General features: G+C 68.3%; 18 protein-coding genes. 8 read left to right on the top strand and 10 right to left on the bottom strand.

Annotated elements, in window-relative coordinates; translation table 11 throughout:
* Positions 1-20: 20 nt before the first annotated feature.
* The 4 genes from ACYBYQ_RS18450 (at position 21) to ACYBYQ_RS18435 (ending at position 3,003) form a co-directional block, all read left to right on the top strand.
* Positions 21-1,244: an ABC transporter substrate-binding protein gene (locus ACYBYQ_RS18450; RefSeq protein ID WP_459615875.1), complete on the top strand. Its 1,224-nt coding sequence runs from the start codon at positions 21-23 to the stop codon at positions 1,242-1,244.
* Between the two features lie 99 nt (positions 1,245-1,343).
* On the top strand, positions 1,344-2,237 hold the full coding sequence (locus ACYBYQ_RS18445) for an NAD(P)-dependent oxidoreductase (RefSeq protein ID WP_459615874.1): 894 nt from the start codon (positions 1,344-1,346) through the stop codon (positions 2,235-2,237).
* Between the two features lie 13 nt (positions 2,238-2,250).
* A complete protein-coding gene (locus ACYBYQ_RS18440; RefSeq protein WP_459615873.1) occupies positions 2,251-2,640 on the top strand; it encodes a cupin domain-containing protein in 390 nt (129 codons plus the stop codon).
* Between the two features lie 36 nt (positions 2,641-2,676).
* Positions 2,677-3,003 (top strand): NIPSNAP family protein, encoded by a 327-nt coding sequence (locus ACYBYQ_RS18435; protein WP_459615872.1) that lies wholly within the window; start codon positions 2,677-2,679, stop codon positions 3,001-3,003.
* A 63-nt stretch (positions 3,004-3,066) separates the two neighbouring features.
* Here the strand turns inward: ACYBYQ_RS18435 and ACYBYQ_RS18430 are convergent, their stop codons facing one another.
* Entirely contained in the window at positions 3,067-4,047 is a 981-nt protein-coding gene (locus ACYBYQ_RS18430) for a Bug family tripartite tricarboxylate transporter substrate binding protein (RefSeq protein WP_459615871.1), read from the bottom strand.
* A 254-nt stretch (positions 4,048-4,301) separates the two neighbouring features.
* Between ACYBYQ_RS18430 and ACYBYQ_RS18425 the strand changes: the two genes are divergently transcribed.
* From ACYBYQ_RS18425 to ACYBYQ_RS18415, 3 genes are all read left to right on the top strand, one after another.
* Positions 4,302-5,318, top strand: a complete 1,017-nt coding sequence (locus ACYBYQ_RS18425; protein ID WP_459615870.1) for a histone deacetylase family protein — start codon at positions 4,302-4,304, stop codon at positions 5,316-5,318.
* 133 nt (positions 5,319-5,451) lie between these two features.
* Entirely contained in the window at positions 5,452-6,450 is a 999-nt protein-coding gene (locus ACYBYQ_RS18420; protein WP_459615869.1) for a tripartite tricarboxylate transporter substrate binding protein, read from the top strand.
* Positions 6,440-7,399 (top strand): alpha/beta hydrolase, encoded by a 960-nt coding sequence (locus tag ACYBYQ_RS18415; protein WP_459615868.1) that lies wholly within the window; start codon positions 6,440-6,442, stop codon positions 7,397-7,399. The genes ACYBYQ_RS18420 and ACYBYQ_RS18415 overlap by 11 nt, the downstream gene beginning before the upstream one ends.
* Here ACYBYQ_RS18415 and ACYBYQ_RS18410 read toward each other — a convergent pair.
* The 5 genes from ACYBYQ_RS18410 to ACYBYQ_RS18390 all read right to left on the bottom strand — a co-directional run bounded on the left by ACYBYQ_RS18410 (position 7,382) and on the right by ACYBYQ_RS18390 (position 12,145).
* Positions 7,382-8,329: a LysR substrate-binding domain-containing protein gene (locus ACYBYQ_RS18410; protein WP_459615867.1), complete on the bottom strand. Its 948-nt coding sequence runs from the start codon at positions 8,327-8,329 to the stop codon at positions 7,382-7,384. The two genes, ACYBYQ_RS18415 and ACYBYQ_RS18410, sit on opposite strands and share 18 nt — an antisense overlap.
* A gap of 84 nt (positions 8,330-8,413) precedes the next feature.
* Positions 8,414-9,469, bottom strand: a complete 1,056-nt coding sequence (locus tag ACYBYQ_RS18405; RefSeq protein WP_459615866.1) for a DUF481 domain-containing protein — start codon at positions 9,467-9,469, stop codon at positions 8,414-8,416.
* 198 nt (positions 9,470-9,667) lie between these two features.
* Positions 9,668-10,321 carry a dienelactone hydrolase family protein gene (locus ACYBYQ_RS18400; RefSeq protein WP_459615865.1) on the bottom strand — a complete coding sequence of 218 codons (654 nt, stop codon included), beginning with the start codon at positions 10,319-10,321 and terminating at the stop codon, positions 9,668-9,670.
* 70 nt (positions 10,322-10,391) lie between these two features.
* On the bottom strand, positions 10,392-11,354 hold the full coding sequence (locus ACYBYQ_RS18395) for a Bug family tripartite tricarboxylate transporter substrate binding protein (protein ID WP_459615864.1): 963 nt from the start codon (positions 11,352-11,354) through the stop codon (positions 10,392-10,394).
* A gap of 71 nt (positions 11,355-11,425) precedes the next feature.
* On the bottom strand, positions 11,426-12,145 hold the full coding sequence (locus tag ACYBYQ_RS18390) for a PIG-L deacetylase family protein (protein ID WP_459615863.1): 720 nt from the start codon (positions 12,143-12,145) through the stop codon (positions 11,426-11,428).
* 97 nt (positions 12,146-12,242) lie between these two features.
* Between ACYBYQ_RS18390 and ACYBYQ_RS18385 the strand changes: the two genes are divergently transcribed.
* On the top strand, positions 12,243-12,977 hold the full coding sequence (locus ACYBYQ_RS18385) for an IclR family transcriptional regulator (RefSeq protein WP_459615862.1): 735 nt from the start codon (positions 12,243-12,245) through the stop codon (positions 12,975-12,977).
* 19 nt (positions 12,978-12,996) lie between these two features.
* On the opposite strand, the gene ACYBYQ_RS18380 is transcribed toward ACYBYQ_RS18385, so the two are convergent.
* From ACYBYQ_RS18380 to ACYBYQ_RS18365, 4 genes are read right to left on the bottom strand one after another with little or no spacing between them, the layout of a single operon-like run.
* Positions 12,997-14,139, bottom strand: a complete 1,143-nt coding sequence (locus tag ACYBYQ_RS18380) for a mandelate racemase/muconate lactonizing enzyme family protein (protein ID WP_459615861.1) — start codon at positions 14,137-14,139, stop codon at positions 12,997-12,999.
* Between the two features lie 7 nt (positions 14,140-14,146).
* On the bottom strand, positions 14,147-15,109 hold the full coding sequence (locus tag ACYBYQ_RS18375) for a hydroxyacid dehydrogenase (RefSeq protein ID WP_459615860.1): 963 nt from the start codon (positions 15,107-15,109) through the stop codon (positions 14,147-14,149).
* Positions 15,106-16,005 (bottom strand): fumarylacetoacetate hydrolase family protein, encoded by a 900-nt coding sequence (locus ACYBYQ_RS18370; protein ID WP_459615859.1) that lies wholly within the window; start codon positions 16,003-16,005, stop codon positions 15,106-15,108. The genes ACYBYQ_RS18375 and ACYBYQ_RS18370 overlap by 4 nt, the downstream gene beginning before the upstream one ends.
* Before the next feature lie 3 nt (positions 16,006-16,008).
* A complete protein-coding gene (locus ACYBYQ_RS18365; RefSeq protein ID WP_459615858.1) occupies positions 16,009-17,151 on the bottom strand; it encodes a mandelate racemase/muconate lactonizing enzyme family protein in 1,143 nt (380 codons plus the stop codon).
* Between the last annotated feature and the right edge of the window lie 2 nt (positions 17,152-17,153).

Genomic DNA, 17,153 nt, shown 5'->3' with positions numbered 1-17,153 from the left:
GCAGGTCACAGGAGACGAACATGAGCAGACTATTCTTCGGGAAACTGGCGGGCGCCGCGGCGCTGTGCGGCCTGGCGCTCTCCGGCGCGCCCGCCGCGGCGGCGGAATCGGAAGTGAGCGTGGGGCTGATTGCGCCCATGTCGGGCATCTATGCGCGCTATGGGCAGGTGATGCGCATGGGCGCGGAGATGGGTGTCAAGGACATCAACGACCAGGGGGGCATCAAGGCCCTGGGCGGCGCCAGGCTGAAGCTCGTGGTCGTGGATTCCGGCGACTCCACCGAGAAGGCCAAGAGCGCGGCGCAGCGGATGGTGGCCGATTATCCCGGCCTGGTGGCCGGCACGGGGGCCTATCTCAGCTCGTTCACCCTGGCCGTCACGGAGGTGACCGAGCGCGCCAGGCTGCCGATGCTGACGCTGTCGTATTCCGACCAGATCACCGCGCGCGGCTTCAAGTACATATTCCAGACCTCGGCGCCGGCGGGCAAGCAGGCCTCGATCGCGCTGCCCAGCATCCTCGACCTGGCGGAGAAGGCCTCGGGCAAGCGGCCCCGCACGGTGGCCATCCTTACCGACAATACCGCGGCTTCGCTGTCCACCGTGAAGGCCCTGAAGGAAGGCGGCCTGCTGGAGAAGAACGGGCTCGAGCTGGTGGTGGACGAGACGTTCACCCCGCCGCTGGCCGATGCCTCCTCGCTCATCCAGCGCGTGCGCTCGCGGCGCCCGGACCTGGTCTTCTTCCTGCCCACCGTGATCTCCGATGCCAAGCTGATCCTGGAGAAGATGAACGAGACCAACGTGCGCGTCCCGGTGATCTCGTTCGGCATCGCCATCGCCGAGCCGGACGTGCTCAATACCGTCAGCCCGGAATTGCTCAATGGCGTGATGTCGGCCGTGGGGAACTGGGGCGCGAAAGGGCAGGAAGGCCTGATCGCGCGCATGAAGACGGAGTACAAAGAACCCTGGATGACGCAGAACGCGATCTCCACCTACGGCGACATGTGGATCATGAAGGCGGCGCTGGAGAAGGCGGGCAAGGCCGACCGCGAGGCCGTGGCCCAGGCCCTGCGCCAGCTCGACGAAGGCCCGAGCCCGTACTTCCCGGGCGGCGAGCTCAAGTTCGACGAGGCGGGCCACCGGGTGGGCGCCACCCTCACGGTGATCCAGTGGCAGAACGGCGTGCCGGTCACCGTCTTTCCGGAACCCCAGGCAGTGGCTGCGCCCATCTGGCCCGGGAAGCCCTGAAGCGCGGGCGCGGTGTGTGCCTGCACGGGCCGCTGCAAGGCGGCGCGGGCACGCCGGGGCTTGGCGCCGTGACGTATCGACATGACGGAGACTGTGGCAATGGCTGATCAGCGAGTTGGATTCATCGGATTGGGCAACATGGGCGGACGCATCACGCGCCGCCTGGTCGATGCAGGCATCCCGGTGCTGGGCTACGACGTGGACCCGGCGCGCGCCGACGCGGCGGGCGCGCGGGCGGCTGCGACCTTGCGCGAGGTGGTGGAGGGCGCCGACGTGGTGCTGATGTCGCTGCCCGACAGCAGGGTGGTCGAGGCCGTGGTGGAAGGCACCGACGGCGTGCTCGCGGGCTGCCGCGCGGGGCAGGTCATCGTCGACCTCAGCACGGCGGCGGCCAGCTCCACCATGCGCCTGAACGCGCGCTTCCTCGAGCGCGGCGTGCAGTACATCGACGCGGGCATCTCGGGCGGTGCCGCCGCGGCGGAGCAGGGGGCGCTGACCCTGATGGTAGGAGGCGCCCCCGACGCGGTCGCCGCGGTGCAGTGGGTGTTCGAGCCCTTCAGCGCCAAGGTCGTCCACATGGGGGCCAGCGGGGCGGGCCATGCCACCAAGCTGCTGAACAATTTCCTGAATGCCGTCAGCCTGGCGGCCACCGCCGAGGTCATGGTGGCAGGCAAGAAGGCCGGGCTGGACCTGCACCGGCTGCTGGACGTGCTCAACAGCAGCAGCGGCGTGAACTTCGCCACCCTCAAGCGCTTTCCGCACATCGTCGACGGCGATTATCTGGAAGGCGGCCTCACCAGCAAGCTCATGACCAAGGACGTGCTGCTCTACGTGGAGCTGGCGCGCGAGCTGGGCGTGGCGTCGCTCAATGCCTCCGGCCCCATGGCCAGTTTCGGCCTGGCCACGGCGCTGGGCTACGGCGAGCAGATCAGCAATCGGGTCGTGGACGCCATCGGCGACGTGTCGGGCGGCGTCCGGTTGAAAACCGCATGAGAGGAGTACTGCAATGAAAGTCTTTCACGGCCGGGAGCGCGGCAAGCCTTCGGACCAGCGCGGCCCCACCTTCACCGGCGTGGTCTGGGCGGATCCCGTCATGCCCACGACCGACAACGTCACCATCAATCATGTGTTCTTCTCGCCGGGCGCGCGCACCTTCTGGCACACTCACGAACAGGGCCAGGTGCTGCAGGTGACGGCAGGCCGCGGCTGGGTATGCCTGGAGGGCGAGAAGCCGCAGGAGATCCGCTCCGGCGACGTGGTCTGGATCGGCCCCGACGAGCGCCATTGGCACGGCGCCGCAGCCGACAGCTACATGGTGCACCTGGCAACCTCGCTGGGCCGGAGCATCTGGCAGGAAGAGGTGGCCGAATCCGATTACGCCCAGGCCGGGCGCTAGTATCCTGCCTGCAGCCAACCCCACACGGAGGAAACGATGATCGTCGAAATGCGCGTATATCACTGCCTGCCTGGCCGCCTGCCTGCGCTCAACGAGCGCTTCAGCACGACCACGCTGGGCTTTTTCCAGAAGTACGGCATCGAGCCCATCGGCTTCTGGACCACCCTGATCGGGCCGAGCAACCACGCGCTGACCTACCTGCTCAAATGGGAAAGCCTCGAGGAGCGGGAGCGCAAGTGGAATGCCTTCCAGGCGGACGAGGAATGGATCGCCAAGCGGGCGGCCTCCGAGGCCGAGAAACCCATCGTCGAGCGGATAGAGAACGTATTCCTCACGCCGACGGCGTATTCCGCGCTGCGCTGAATCGCCGTACGGGCCAGCCGGAGCAGCCGCCTCCGCGCGGGGCGGAGGCGCAGGCCGGGATGCCTATTGGTTGATGGGTATGCCGGCCTCGTGGATCAGCCTGGCGAAGCGGTCCACGTCGCGCTCGATCAGGCGCTGCATTTCCTCGGGCCCGCGGCGCGTTCCTTGCGGTGCGATCGCACCCAGGGAGTCCAGGGAGGCCTTGACCTTCGGATCGTCCAGCGCCGCGTTCAGCGCGTCCACCAGCTTCTGCCGCTTTTGCGGGTCTATGCCCTTGGGCGCGGCTACCGCATTCCAGACTGCCATGTCGAATTCCGGCACGCCGCCTTCGATGAAGGTCGGCGTGTCGGGCATCTGGGGAATGCGTTTCTCGCTTGCCACCGCCAGGGGTACCACACGCCCGCCCTTGCTTGCGGGAATCATCGCGACGGTCTGGTCGATGACCATGTCCACCGTGCCTGCCATCAGGTCCACCAGGGCAGGGCCGGTGCCGCGGTAAGGGATCTGCTGCGCCTTGGTCTGCGTGACGTAGAGGAAGAACTCCGAACCGATGTGGCCCGTGCCGCCCGGCCCGCCATTGCCCAGGTGTATCGGCGGCTGTGCGGTGTCGCGCATGCGCGCCAGCAGGGCGGGCAGGTCCTTGATGCCGCTTTCGGCGCTCACCGACAGCACCATGGGCACTTCGGCGACCAGGCCCAGGGGCTGGATGTCGGTCTTGGGATCGAACCCCATCTTGGGATAGAGGGTGTTGGCGATGGCGAACGAGCCCATGTTGCTCAGCATGATCGTGTAGCCGTCGTTGCTGGCGCGCAGGAACTTCTGCACGCCGGGAACGCCGCCCACGCCTCCGACGTTTTCCACGATCACCTGCGTCTGCAGCGACTTGCCCATGGCCTCGGCCACGATCCGGGCCAGCCCGTCGGTCGACCCGCCCGGCGCATACGGCACCAGCATGGTGATGGGTTTGTCGGGGTAGTCGGCCAGGGCCGTGGCACTGCCGGCAACGAGTGCCAGGCCGGCGATGAGGCGAGCGAGTTTGCGCATGTTGTCTCCCAGAGTCACCCGTGGACCGGGTGTGTCGGTGTGCGGATGCAGGACGCCGGTTGCGCCGGCGGCTCTGCGGCCATCAGCTTATTTTATTATCGTAAGATTGTATTATTGTGTATTGAGAGTGGGAGGGCAATACCCGGAAGGCGCCGCCTGCGGCGGCCGGCGTTGACGTTGCCGGGCCTTGGCTCATAATAGGGCGCGTGCCGTGGCGGTACCGGCGGCGCCACAATGACAAGGAATCAAGGGAAATGCTCACTTTCTTTCATACCGACCAGCTGCTGCACGTGCCCATGAACTATTTCTCGCGGGGCAAGATGCGCCAGCCGCAGGAACTCCCCGTGCGGGCCGAGCACCTGCTGCGGGCCGCCGTCGACATGGGATTCGACGTGCAGGCTCCCCCGGACGCCGGCACCGCACTGCTGGCCAAGGTACACACGCCGCAGTACCTGCATTTCCTCGAAACCGCCTACGACGCATGGCACGACCTGCCCGAAGACTGGGGCGAGGAAGTGATGTCCAACATCTTCGTGCGCGAACCCAACGCCCTGCGCGGCATCCTGGCCCAGGCCGGGCGCTACCTGGCCGACGGCAGCTGCCCGGTGGGCCGGGACACCTGGCGCGCCTCGTACTGGGCGGCGCAATGCGCCATCGCCGGCGCCCAGGCTGTGCTGGACGGCGCCAACCGCGCCTATGCCCTCTGCCGTCCGCCAGGCCATCACGCCCGCAAGGAAGCCGCCGGCGGCTTCTGCTACCTGAACAATGCCGCCATCGCGGCCGAGGCCCTGCGCGCGCGCTACGGCAAGGTCGCCATCCTGGATACCGACATGCACCACGGCCAGGGCACCCAGGAAATCTTCTACGACCGCGCCGACGTGCTGTACGTGTCCATTCACGGCGACCCGGTCAACTTCTATCCGGCCACGGCCGGCCATGCCGACGAGACCGGCTCGGGCGCGGGCGCAGGCTACAACCTCAACCTGCCCATGCCGCACGGCTCGCCCGAAGCCGTCTTCTTCGAGAAGCTGGACCAGGCGCTGGCCGCGGTGCGCAGCTTCGGCGCCGAAGTGCTGGTGCTCTCGCTGGGCTTCGACGTGTATGTCGAGGATCCCCAGGCCAAGGTGGCCGTCACCACCGAAGGCTTCGGCCGGCTGGGCGGCGCGATCGCCGGCCTGCAGCTGCCCACCCTGGTGGTGCAGGAAGGCGGCTACCACTACGACTCCCTCCAGCAGAATGCCCGGGCATTCTTCGGCGGCCTGGGCGCCTGAGGCCGTCTCGCGCCGGCGGCGCGCAGCGGCATTCCAGGCGGGAATACGCATGACAACTCTTCATCGTGCGTAGCCGTTGCGCGTGACATAGTTCGGTCTTCCTGCACACCATAACGAGACGAGGAGACCATCCATGTTCCGATCCGGACGCCGCGCGCTGCTGCGCGCATGCCTGGGAGGCCTGGCCGCAGCCGGCGCTACCCTGGCCCTGGCCGTTCCCGCCAGCGCGGCCGAAAGCTGGCCCAGCCGCCCGGTGCGCATCGTCGTACCCTATGCGCCGGGCGGCATCGCCGACATCGCGGCGCGCGCCGCAGCCCAGCAGCTGGCCGCCAATACCGGCCAACCTTTCGTCGTGGAGAACAAGCCGGGCGCCGATACCCGCATAGGCACCGAGCACGTGGCCCGGGCAGCGCCCGATGGCTATACCCTGCTGCTGGCAGGCGGCGGCTTTGCCGTCAACAACGCGCTGTTCGACAATCTTCCCTACGACACCGCCAGGGATTTCCTGCCCGTCGGGCTGGTCGTGTCCAATCCGCTGCTGCTGGTGGTGGGCGCGGGCCAGCCCTACCAGACCGTGCAGGAGTTCCTCGACGCGGCCGCCCGGCCCGATGCCCGCATCACCCTGGCTTCGGGCGGCAAGGGCACCCTCAGCCACATGTCCATGGAACTGCTGTCTTCCATGCGCAACCTGCCCATCACCCATGTGCCTTACCGCGGCGGTTCGGCACATACCGCCGACGTGGTCAGCGGGGTGGTCACCGGCATTTTCGAGAATCCCAGTTCGGCGCTGCCGCTGGTGAAAGGGGGGCGTTATCGTGCGCTGGCCGTCACGGGCGGGAAGCGCAGCCCGGCCTTGCCCGAGGTGCCCACGCTGGCCGAAAGCGGCGTAACCGGCTTCAACGTGATCAACTGGTTCGGCATGTTCATGCCGGCCGGCGTGCCCGGGCCCGTGGCCGAGGAGATCGTCCGGCAGCTCGAGCGCGCCCTGCAGTCCCCGGAGCTCAAGGCCCGGTTTGCCCAGGACGGGGTGGACGTGGGCGGGCCGGCCGGCGCCGCGTTCGGCAAGTTCGTCGCCGACGAGACGGCCAAGTGGGGCGAGATCGTGCGCAGCCGGGGCATCCGTGCAGACTGACGCGCCGGCTCCGGGAGCAGATCCAGCCCTGCTGGAAGTATTGCGGCAGACCGCGGAAATCGAGGCGGAGAGCCGGCTGTGGGGCCTGCCGGAGCCCGAGCGGCGGCGCCAGGTCAGCGAGCGTGCGGCGGCGCTGCTGCCCGTGCCGCGACGACGCAGCGTGACGCGCACGGACCTCTACGCCACCGTCGACGGCCGCGAAATCCCGCTGCGCCTGTATCGCGCCGCCGGGAAGAGCGGGTCGGCGCCCGCCCGGCTGATGCCGTATGCGCACGGTGGCGGCTGGGTGGTGGGCAGCATCGCCACCCACGATACGCTGTGCACGGAGCTCGCCGCGCAAACCGGCTATGCGGTGGCCAGCATCCATTACCGGCGCGCACCGGAGCACCCGCATCCGGCCCAGCACGACGATCTGCGGGACGCCATCGCATGGCTGCGGCGCCATGCCGCAGCCCTGGCCCTGGATGTGGCCGGGCCCATCGCGCTCGGGGGCGATAGTGCCGGCGCGCACCTCGTCCTGGGGTATGCCGAGCGCGCACGCCGCGAGGCGCCCGGCCTGGTCGACCGCATGCTGTTGTTCTACCCGGCGCTGGATCCGGCGCTGGCGTCGGCCAGTGCCGGCACCTATGCCCACGGCCCGGGCCTCACGCGCGAGGCCATGGCCTATTACTGGGACGCGCTACTGGGCCGGGCCGCCACCCGGACGGGGGCGCTGCCCCTGGAATCGCCCGTGGCAGGGCTGCCCGCCACCGTGCTGGTCACGGCCGAGCTGGACCTGTTGCGCGACGAGGGCGAGGCATATGCCCACCGGCTGGCCGCGGCGGGGGTGCCCGTGGTGTGCTGGCGCGCGCAGGGCATGATCCACGGCTTCGCCCGCATGCACGCGGCCAGCGCGGCGGCGCGGGCCCACGTGCGGCGCGCCTGCCGCATGCTACGGTCTATCGTCTGAATACGCCACGGGCGCCAGGGCGCTGGCCAGCCACTCGCGCGCCATCTCTTCGGCGCGCGCCTTCATCCATTCGCCGGCGGTGCGTACTGCCTGGGCCGGCGCGCCGCTCGCCCGCAGCACCAGGTAATAGCCGCTGGAGCCCAGCATCACTTCATTGAACGGCGCCACCAGCTCGCCCGTGGCCAGCTGCTTGCGCACCAGCAGGCGCGGCACGATGGCCACGCCCAGCTGCGCCTGCACGGCTTCCACCATGACCGAATAATGGTCGTATTCCTGGGCCGAGGGCTGCAGCGCGACGTCCGGCGCCATGGTCACCTGCCATTCGTGCCAGGCGCTGGGATAGAGCACGTGGCGCAGCAGCGGCACCCGCCGCAGGTCGGCATACTCGCGCAGCGGCAGCCGCGCGCACAGCGCGGGGCTGGCCACCACGCACATCTCGCGCCCGAACAGGTACTGGGCCCGCACGCCCTGCCAGACCCCGCGTCCGAAGCGGATCTCCGCGTCCAGGTCGTTGCGTTCGGCGCCGCTGCCCAGCAGGCGCGGCCGCATGCGCAGGTCGATCCCGGGATGCTCGGCCGCAAAGCGCGGCAGCAGCGGCACCAGCCAGAACTGCAGCACGGCCGGCGGCGCGAGGAACGTGACGGACGCCTTCTGCGACGGCGTCGAGGCTCGCTCGACTGCGCCCATGATCTGCTGCAGCGCCGGCTCCACCGCGTCGAGGAACTGCAGGCCGGCCGGGGTGAGCGCCACGCCGCCGGCCCGGGTCAGCAACGCCACGCCCAGCTGCTTCTCCAGCATCCCCACGTGCTTGCTGATGGCGCTCTGGGTAAGGTGCATGGCCTCGGCGGCGCGCGTGAAACTGCCCAGCCGGGCCACGGCAATGAACACCTGCAGCGTGAGCAGCGAGAACGGCGGACGTGTCGGAGTCATGGCGGCCCCCGGAAGCGGCATGCGGATCCAGCGATTCTAAAGCGGCATGCCGCCGCGCGCGCCGCCCCGGGGCCGGCGGGCCGTCTACCAGCTGACGCCGATCCCGGTGCTGTAGATGGATTCGTTCACCGTCTCGCGCGAGCCGCTGACCTGGTTGCGCGCGTACTTGACATACAGCGACATCCAGTCGTTCATGTTGTAGCGCACGCCTGCCTCGCCGTTGACGGCGATCTCGGCGCCGCTGCCGAACGGCCGCATCAGCTCGCCGCGGGTATACAGCTCGAACTGCTTGCCGCTGAGGTAACGCACATAGTCCCAGCGCAGGCTGGCCGCATAGGCGCTCTCGCTCGCGCCGTCGGAATAGCCGTAGTGCACGCGGCCCAGCAGTGCCGACATCGAGAAGGCGCCCAGTTCGTTGTCCCAGAACTGATAGCCGGGGCCCGTGCCGTACGCCGTCTGGCGGTTCAGCTCTTCCACCCAGTCGCGCCGGTGCATCAGGCGGCCCTGCCAGAAGGTCTTCTCGGTGATGAAGCGGTCCAGCGTGTAGTCCAGGCCGTAGTTGTTGGTGTTGACGCTCTCGTTTTCCTTGCTGCGCGCGTAGCCGCCCGTGAAGGCGTGGCGCCACAGCCCCTGGCGCATCCCCAGCTGCAGGGAGGCCGAGTAGTCCTGCGTGTCGGTGGACGCGGATTTCCGGCTGGCCGCCACGTCCACGCGCCCCGAGAAGGCAGCCTCGTTCAGGAACGGCCGGGGTCGGACCAGGCTGTCGAGCGAGGCCAGCGGGACATCGGTGTTCACCACCGGCTGGGTGGAATCTGCGTTGCGCTGCACGCCGTTCAGCGCCACCGAGCCGGCCTCGGCGGGAACCAGCTTGGCGCGATAGTCATGCGCCAGGGATTGGTCGCGGATCACCAGTTCCGTGTCGCTCTGCAGGGTCTTGACCTTGTCGAAGGCGACGCGGACGTCGCCGCCGTATTCGGTCTCGATCAGCAGCTTGCCGTCGTCCAGCGACTTGATGGTGCCGGTGAGCCGGTCGCCGTTGTTCAGCCACACCGTGTCGGCCTGGGCGGCGGCCGAGGCAGCAAGCAGCAAGGCGGAAAGCGGCAGTTGCAGCCGCATCGAGGTCTGGGCAAGACGATTCATGGGCACGCGTCGGATGAAGGAAAACAGTCATCCTAACGACTGCGCGCCGCACGATGTGACGGGATGGTTCGGAGTGCTTGCCTGTCTTACGGCAGCCCGGCACAGACACCGGGATGAGACATCGTCTTGCCAATCGCAACATCGCTGCAGCGTTTTGTTCCATCCGCCATGGCCCGGACCGGCAGCGTGGCGGGCGGCTCAGCCCAGGTGCCTGGCGAAGAAGTCGAGCGTGCGCTGCTGGGCCAGGGTGTAGGCTTCCGCGTTGAACGAGCTGCGCTGGTCGCACCCGAAGCCGTGGCCTGCACCCTCATACACGTAGGCCTCCACCGTGGGCTGCGCGGCGCGGATGGCCTCCACGTCGTCCAGCGGGATGGATCCGTCTTCGGCGCCGAAGTGCATCTGCACCGGCACGCGCGGCTGCAGTGCCGCGGCCTTGGCGATGCCGGAGCCATACCAGCACGACGCGGCGCGCAGGCCGTCGAGCTTGCAGGCGGCCTGCCATGCCAGCGTGCCGCCCCAGCAATAGCCCACGATCGCCGTGGGTTTGCCGTCCAGTGCATCGATGGCGGCCTGGATGTCGGCCAACGTATGTTCGAGCGGGATCTGTCCGCGCAGTTTCACGCCTTCCTGCAGCGATTCATTGGAGTAGTCCAGCTCGACGCCGCGCTGCACGCGATCGAACAGCGCGGGCGCGATGGCGTCGTAGCCTTCCCGCGCGAACTGCTCCACCACGTCGCGCATGTGCGCGTTGACGCCGAAGATTTCCTGCAGCACGACGATGCCGCGCGGATTCTGCTCGCCCTGCCTGTAGGAATCGAGTTCGAAGTCGTCCTGGGTCATGAACTTGGGCATGGTGTCCTCCCTGGGTTGCGGTGGAAAACTCCCAAGTCTACGGGACGGCGTGTCGTGCGGGTAGCCCCCGTTATTCGATCTCGATGCCGGCTTCCTGTATCAGGGACGTCCACTTCTGCGTGTCCTTGCGCACCAGGTCGGCCAGCGCCTCGGGCGTGCCGGACACGAACTCGACGCCCTGCGATTCGAACTTCTGGTTCAGCGCCGGGTCCTGCAGCGCCTTGGCCACTGCGCGATTCAGGGTGGCGATGATGTCCTGCGGCGTGCCGGCCTTGGCGAAGAGCCCGTACCAGGTGGTGTATTCCATCCCGGGCAGCGTCTGCGAGATGGTCGGCAGCGCTGCCGTGTCGGCGCCCTTGCTGGGCGCGCTCATGGCCAGTGCCCTGACCGCGCCCTTGTCGATCATGGGTTTCAGGGACGGCATGCTGCTGAACAGGGCCTGAACCTGGCCCGACGCGAGGTCCGTGATGACTTGCGAGGTGCCGCGGTAAGGGACGTGGACCACGTCCACCTTGGCCTGGCTCTTGAAGAGTTCCATGCCCAGGTGAGCCACGCCGCCCACGCCCGCGGAGCCGAAGTTGACCTTGCCGGGGTGCGCCTTGGCGTAGTCGATGAGCCCCTGCACGGAATCGACGGGCAGGGCCGCGTTCACGACCAGCACGTGCGGGCTCTGGGTGAGCTGGCTGATGGGGGCCAGCAATTCCAGCACGTTCTGGTCCGGCATGGCCTTGGAGGGAATCGTCATGTTGCCCGAGGCGGGCATCAGCAGGGTGTAGCCGTCGGCCGGCGCGCCCAGCACCTGGTTGAGCGCCGGTACGCCGTGCCCGCCGCCGGCGTTGACCACCACCACGGGCTGTCCCAGGGCTTCGCCGAACAGTTTGGCGAATTCGCGTCCCACCATGTCGGCGGGTCCGCCGGCGGCGAAGGGCACGACCATGCGGATCGGCCGTTCGGGATACTCCGCGGCAGCCTGGCCCAGCGGCATCAGCCCCAGCAGCAGCGCTGCGGCGCCCAGGGTTTTCTTGATGGACATTGTCTTCCTCCTGTGTAGTCGAATGGGCGCAAGTACAGTGCTTGCGCAGGAACCTGTGGCGCCGTTGCGCCTTACTCCACGAACGCCGACACGACGGCCGGGAATATGCTCTGGTAGGCCTCGCCGTAGGCGGTGGCGGTCGTCTTTGCGCGGCGGCCGGCCTGTGCGCCGCGCTGCAGCGCCACGCGTTCGTAATAGGCCCACAGATTGCGCTGCGTGACCATGGCCTGCATGGCCTGGTGCTTGCGTTCCCAGACGCTGCTGATGTCGAGCAGCAGATTCGGCCGGAAGCCGCACAGCTCGGACTGGTGGGGCTCGAAGCACAGCACCTGCGGCGGCACGATGTAGTCGGCGCCGTGGCCGGGCGCCATGGCCTGCATGCGGGCGCGCAGCACCATGTCGAATGTGCGGCAATGATCCAGGTTGGACGGGTCGTGCTCGGGGTGCGTGATGACGACACTTGGGCGGACCTGCCGCAGGGCCGTGGACAGCCGGTGCACCGCGTCGGGTGAATCCGGCATGGGATAGTCGCCCAGGTCGTAGAAGTCGAGCGAAGCCACGCCCAGGATGCCGGCAGCGGCCTCGGCTTCCGCCCGCCGCAGTTGCTTCACGGCATCCCGCTGCGCGTCGGCTTCCGCCTGCCAGGCGGCATTGGACTCGCCGTTCTCGCCATAGCTCAGGCAGACCAGGTGCACGTCCACGCCACGGGCTGCATGCAAAGCCATGGCGCCGCCGCAGCGCCATACGAAATCGCCCACATGGGCCGTCACGACCAGGATCGAATGCGCCACGTCGCCCCTCCTCGTTGATTGAATGCCTGCATTATATTTTTGTGAAATGCCGTTGTACGATATACAACAAACCAACGTTCATAGGGTTAATGAGGATATGAGTAACGATGGCGTGGTGGCGGTGGAGCGGGCGCTGGGCGTGCTGGACTGCTTCCGGCCCGGGGCGGAGCGCCTGTCGCTGGCGGATTTCTCCGCCCGCCTGCCCCTGCACAAGACCACCATATTCCGGCTGCTCAACTCGCTGGCGCGCTGCGGCTATGTGGTGAAGGAGCCCGACGGGCGCTACGCCCTGGGGCCGCGGGTGCTGTATCTGGCGCGCGTGTACGAACGCGGGTTCGACCTCGCGGCCATCGTCATGCCGGTACTGGCCAGCCTGTCGCAGGAAACCGGGGAAAGCGCCGCGTATTACGTTGAATCCGGGCAGGAGGGGCACCGCCTGTGCCTTTTCCGGCACCAGCCGCACGAGGGGCTGCACAGCCAGGTCATCGCCGGCAGCGTCATGCCGCCGGACCTTTCCTCCACAGGCCGGGTCTTCGCCATCTGGGCGCAGGGGCGGGGCAAGGGCGACGAGCGCCTGCCGCTGTTCTCCTGCGGCATGCGCGATCCGTATACGTCGTCGTGGTCCGTGCCCATCGTCGGCGATGACGATCGTTTCGTGGGCGCGCTCACCGTGGCAGGGCCATCGGAGCGCCTGCGCACCGTGGACGCGGCGCGCTATGCCCGGCTCATCCTCCAGCACGCCGACGACCTTGCCCGCCGGCTCGGCGCCTCGGCCGAGGTCCGCGCGTCCCTGTATCAGCAGGATGAGGATGCTCAGGCGGCAGACGACTGAGCGTCATGGCCGGGAACGTCTACACGTAGCACGGCCCCTCGATGAGCGGGTGCGCGGCGATGAAGTCCAGATCGAGCTGCAGGCCTATGCCCGGCCCCTGCAGCGGGCTGACGCAGCCCTGCGCATCCAGTTCGTAAGGCTGCCGGCCGGCCAGGTGGTCGCGGAACGGATTCAGTGCAGTCACGTCGCCTTCGAAGTAGCCGGGGTTGTCCACCGCGCAGAGGAAGTGAATGGAGGTGGCCATGTTGATGGCGGTTGCGGAAGTGTGCGGATTCACCGTCATCTTGCGGGCCGAGACCATGGCCGCGATGCGCATGCCTTCGGTGATGCCGCCGGTCTTCGACAGGTCGGGTTGGGCGTAGCGTACCGCGCCGTCGTCCATCAGCGCCTGGAACTCATAGCGGGTGTAGTGATTCTCCCCGGCGGCCAGCGGGGTGCGGCCCAGCTGCGCGGCGGCCTGGTACGCGTGCCGGTCCCAGGCGGGAAACGGCTCCTCCAGCCAGCCTACGCCCAGTTCGTCGTAGGCCGGCATCACCCGGCGCACGTCTTCCAGCGTGTACCCTGTGTTTGCGTCCACCAGCAGATCCACTTCGTCGCCGAACGCCGCGCGCACGGCTTGCACGCGTGCGATGTCACGCCGCGGCGTGTCGCCCACGCGCAGCTTGAGGGCGCGATAGCCCTGGGCCACCAGGGCACGGGCTTCGTCCACCAGCGCGGCGGGGTCCTGCCATCCCAGGGCAATCCCGCCAGCATATGCCTTGATCGGCCTGGCACTGCCGCCGAGCAGCCGGTACAGCGGCCAGCCCGTCTCCTGGCAGCGCAGGTCCCATAGCGCGAGGTCCAGGCCGCTCAAGGCCAGGGCCGCGGCGGCTCCCATGCCGTGGCTGGCCAGTTGCATGCGGTAGACCTTGTGCCACACGCCTGCGACGTCGGTGGCGTCCATGCCCAGCACGAGTTCGCGTATCGTCGTGTCAACCAGCCGGGCGACCGCGCCGGGACAGCGTCCATGATGCGCTTCGCCCCAGCCGATGTGGCCTTCGTTGGTTTCCACGCGGACCAGCACCGCATCGCGCTTGACGCTGCGGCCTATGCCCAGCCGCACCGATTTCTCCGCGGGAACGGGAAACGAGATCGGCACGGCGCGTATGTCTGCGATTTTCATTGGGGCCTCACGAGAGAATGGCGGGGTTGACGAGATGGGCCGGCCGCCGGCCCTGCAGGATGTCTAGCATCTGGGTTGCCGCGCCCATGCTCATGTTGCGCAGGCTGGTGGCCGAGATGCCGGCAATGTGGGGAGTGAGCAGGAGATTCGGGTAGTCGAACACCGGACTGTCGGGCGGCAGAGGCTGCACGGCATGCACGTCGAGCGCGGCACCTGCGAGGTGGCCTTGCTGCAGCGCCCGGCCCAGGGCCTGTACGTCCACGATGGGGCCGCGCGCGACATTGATCAGCACGGCTCCCGATTTCATGGTTGCCAGGGCCTGCTCGCCGATCATGCCGCGCGTGCGGTCCGTGAGCGGGCAGCACAGCACCACGGCGTCGGCGCGCGCCAGCAGTTCGTCCAGCGGCAAGCAGGTTACACCTGCCGGCGCAGCCTCGGGATGCGGCGTGCAGCCCAGTACCGTCATGCCCAGGGCCTGGGCCTTGCGTGCGAGCTGGCTGCCGATCGCGCCCAGGCCGACGATGCCGCAGGCGCTGTCTTCGATCTCCTGCGCAGCGTCCGCGGGCGCGCGGGCGGCCGCCCAGCCTTGCTCGCGCAGGATCCGGTCGGCCCGGGCCAAGGGCCGGCGCAACAGCAGCATGGCAGAGAGCGCATACTCGACCACGGCCGTGGCATTGGATCCCGGCACGTTGGCCACCGGGATGCGCCGTGCCGTAGCGGCCTCCACCGGAATCATGTCCAGACCCACCCCATGGCGCACCACGCCGCGCAGCCGGGGCGCTGCGTCGAAGATGTCCGCGGGCAGCTGGGCCCGTACGATCAGCCCGTCAGCGTCGCGCACCAGGTCGCGCAGCGTGGCCGCAGCCGTATCCGGCGCCACCACGAGTTCCGCATGCGGGGCCAGCAGCGACACGGCATCGGGATGGATGGGATTGGTCAGCAGTATCCTGGGCAAGAGATTCGGATTCATGTCGGGCTCCCCGCGACCACCGGATTGGAGAGTTCGCCGATGCCGTCGATGCAGAGCGTCACCATGTTGCCCGGAACCAGCCAGCGTGCCGGCCGATGCGCGCCGGCCACGCCGGCCGGGGTTCCCGTGGCAATGACGTCGCCTGGATCCAGCGGCATGCGGGCGGAGGCATACTCGATCAGCTGGGCAATGTCGAAGAGCATCTGCGACGTGGCCGAATCCTGCAGGCGGGTCCCGTCCACATCGAGCCGGATGGGCAGGGCCATGGGGTCGGCTATTTCGTCGGGCGTGACCAGCCATGGGCCGAGCGGCCCGGTGGTCGGCTGGTTCTTGCCGCGTACGAAGCCCCCGTCCGCCTTCACCATGCTCGTGACGCTGACGTCATTGAACAGCGTGTAGGCGCAGACATGAGACAACGCCTGCGCGCGGGCCACTTTCAGGGCGGGCGTGCCGATGACCACGGCCAGTTCGGCTTCGTAGGTCACGTCGGCCAGTGCCGTCCCCAGCACGACAGGCTCGCCCGGGCCCACGACCGTACGGCCCGACTTCACGAATATCACCGGCTCGGCCGGATGGGCCATGCTGCGTTCGGCCAGGGCATCGACGTAGTTGAAGGCCGCGCCGACGATCTTCCCCGGGCGCGGGAGCGGGGCCAAGAGGCGCAGGGCAGACAGCGGCCGGCATGCGGCTGCGGGGGGATCTTCCAGCAGGCGATGCCCCACCGCCTGCAGGCCTGCCTCGATCCACGCCTGCATGTCGGGAGCCAGGCCGCCCAGCCGCTCGCGGCAGACCGGATGGCCGCCGTCGAGCACGATGGCATCGGACGAGGCGGGGCTTGGCAGCAATACGCCGGCCCTCGCCCGGCCGTCTTCACCCGCGAAGGAGACGAAGCGCATGGTTCAGGCGCTCCGGTACCGATCCAGCACTTCGCGCCGGATCTCGATGCCCAGCCCCGGGGCGGTGGGGATCGCGACCACGCCGTTGCGCTGCACGATCGGGTCTACCGACAGGGTGTCGCGGAACGGGTTCTCGCACTGCTCGAACTCCAGCATGGGCGGGACGGGGCGGTAGCTCGGCGGCTGGTCGGGCAGGGCGGCCAGGAAGTGCAGGGTGGCGGCCAGGCCGATCACCGAACCCCAGGCGTGCGGCACGCACTCCACGCCGTGGGCCGTCGCCAGCGCTGCGATCTTGCGGCATTCGCTCAGGCCGCCGGCGGCGCACACGTCGGGCTGGATGATGTCCATCGCCTTGCGCGATACGAGGTCGCGGAAGCCCCAGCGTGTGAACTCGTTCTCGCCGCCGGCCACCGCCATGTCGAGCGCGCGTGTCACCTCGACGTAGCCGTCGATGTCCTCAGGCGAGATCGGTTCCTCGAACCACTCCACGTCCAGGTCCTGCAGTTCGCGCCCGAGCCGGATCGCGGCCGGCACGGTATAGCAATGGTTGGCATCCACCATGAGGCGGACGTCGTCGCCGATGGCGCGGCGCACGGCGGCCACACGCTCGATGTCCAGCTTGGGAGACCCGAGGCCTATCTTCATCTTGATTGCCGTGAAGCCTTCTTCGGCGTAGCCGCGGGCCTCTTCGACGGCTTCCTCGATGAGCCGGTCCATGTCGATGAAGTACAGGCCCGTGGCATAGCATGCGACCTCGCTGCGGAAGGCGCCGCCGATCAGCTTGTGCACGGGCTTGCCGCAACGCTTGCCGATGATGTCCCACAGGGCGATGTCGATGCCGCTGAGCGCGGCAATCGACATTCCCTTGTTGCCGTAGTCCTTGATGCGGTTGTAGAGGTCTTCCCAGATCACTTCCACGTCGAAGGCGTCCCGCCCCACGATACGCGGCGCATACTGGCTTTCGATGAAGGCCCGCGCCACCTGCGCCGGGCCATAGCATTCGCCCCAGCCCACGATGCCGTCCTGGGTCTCGATTTCCACGATGCAGGAGCCGCGCGTCTTGTACAGCCAGCCTCGCGAGGAGGTGAAAGGCCGTTCGACGGGGGCGCTGACCACATGGCAGGTCACTTTCTTGATGATGCTCACGG

Source organism: Bordetella sp. 2513F2 (assembly GCF_054642735.1).
This window is presented reverse-complemented; position numbering and strand designations above follow the sequence as displayed.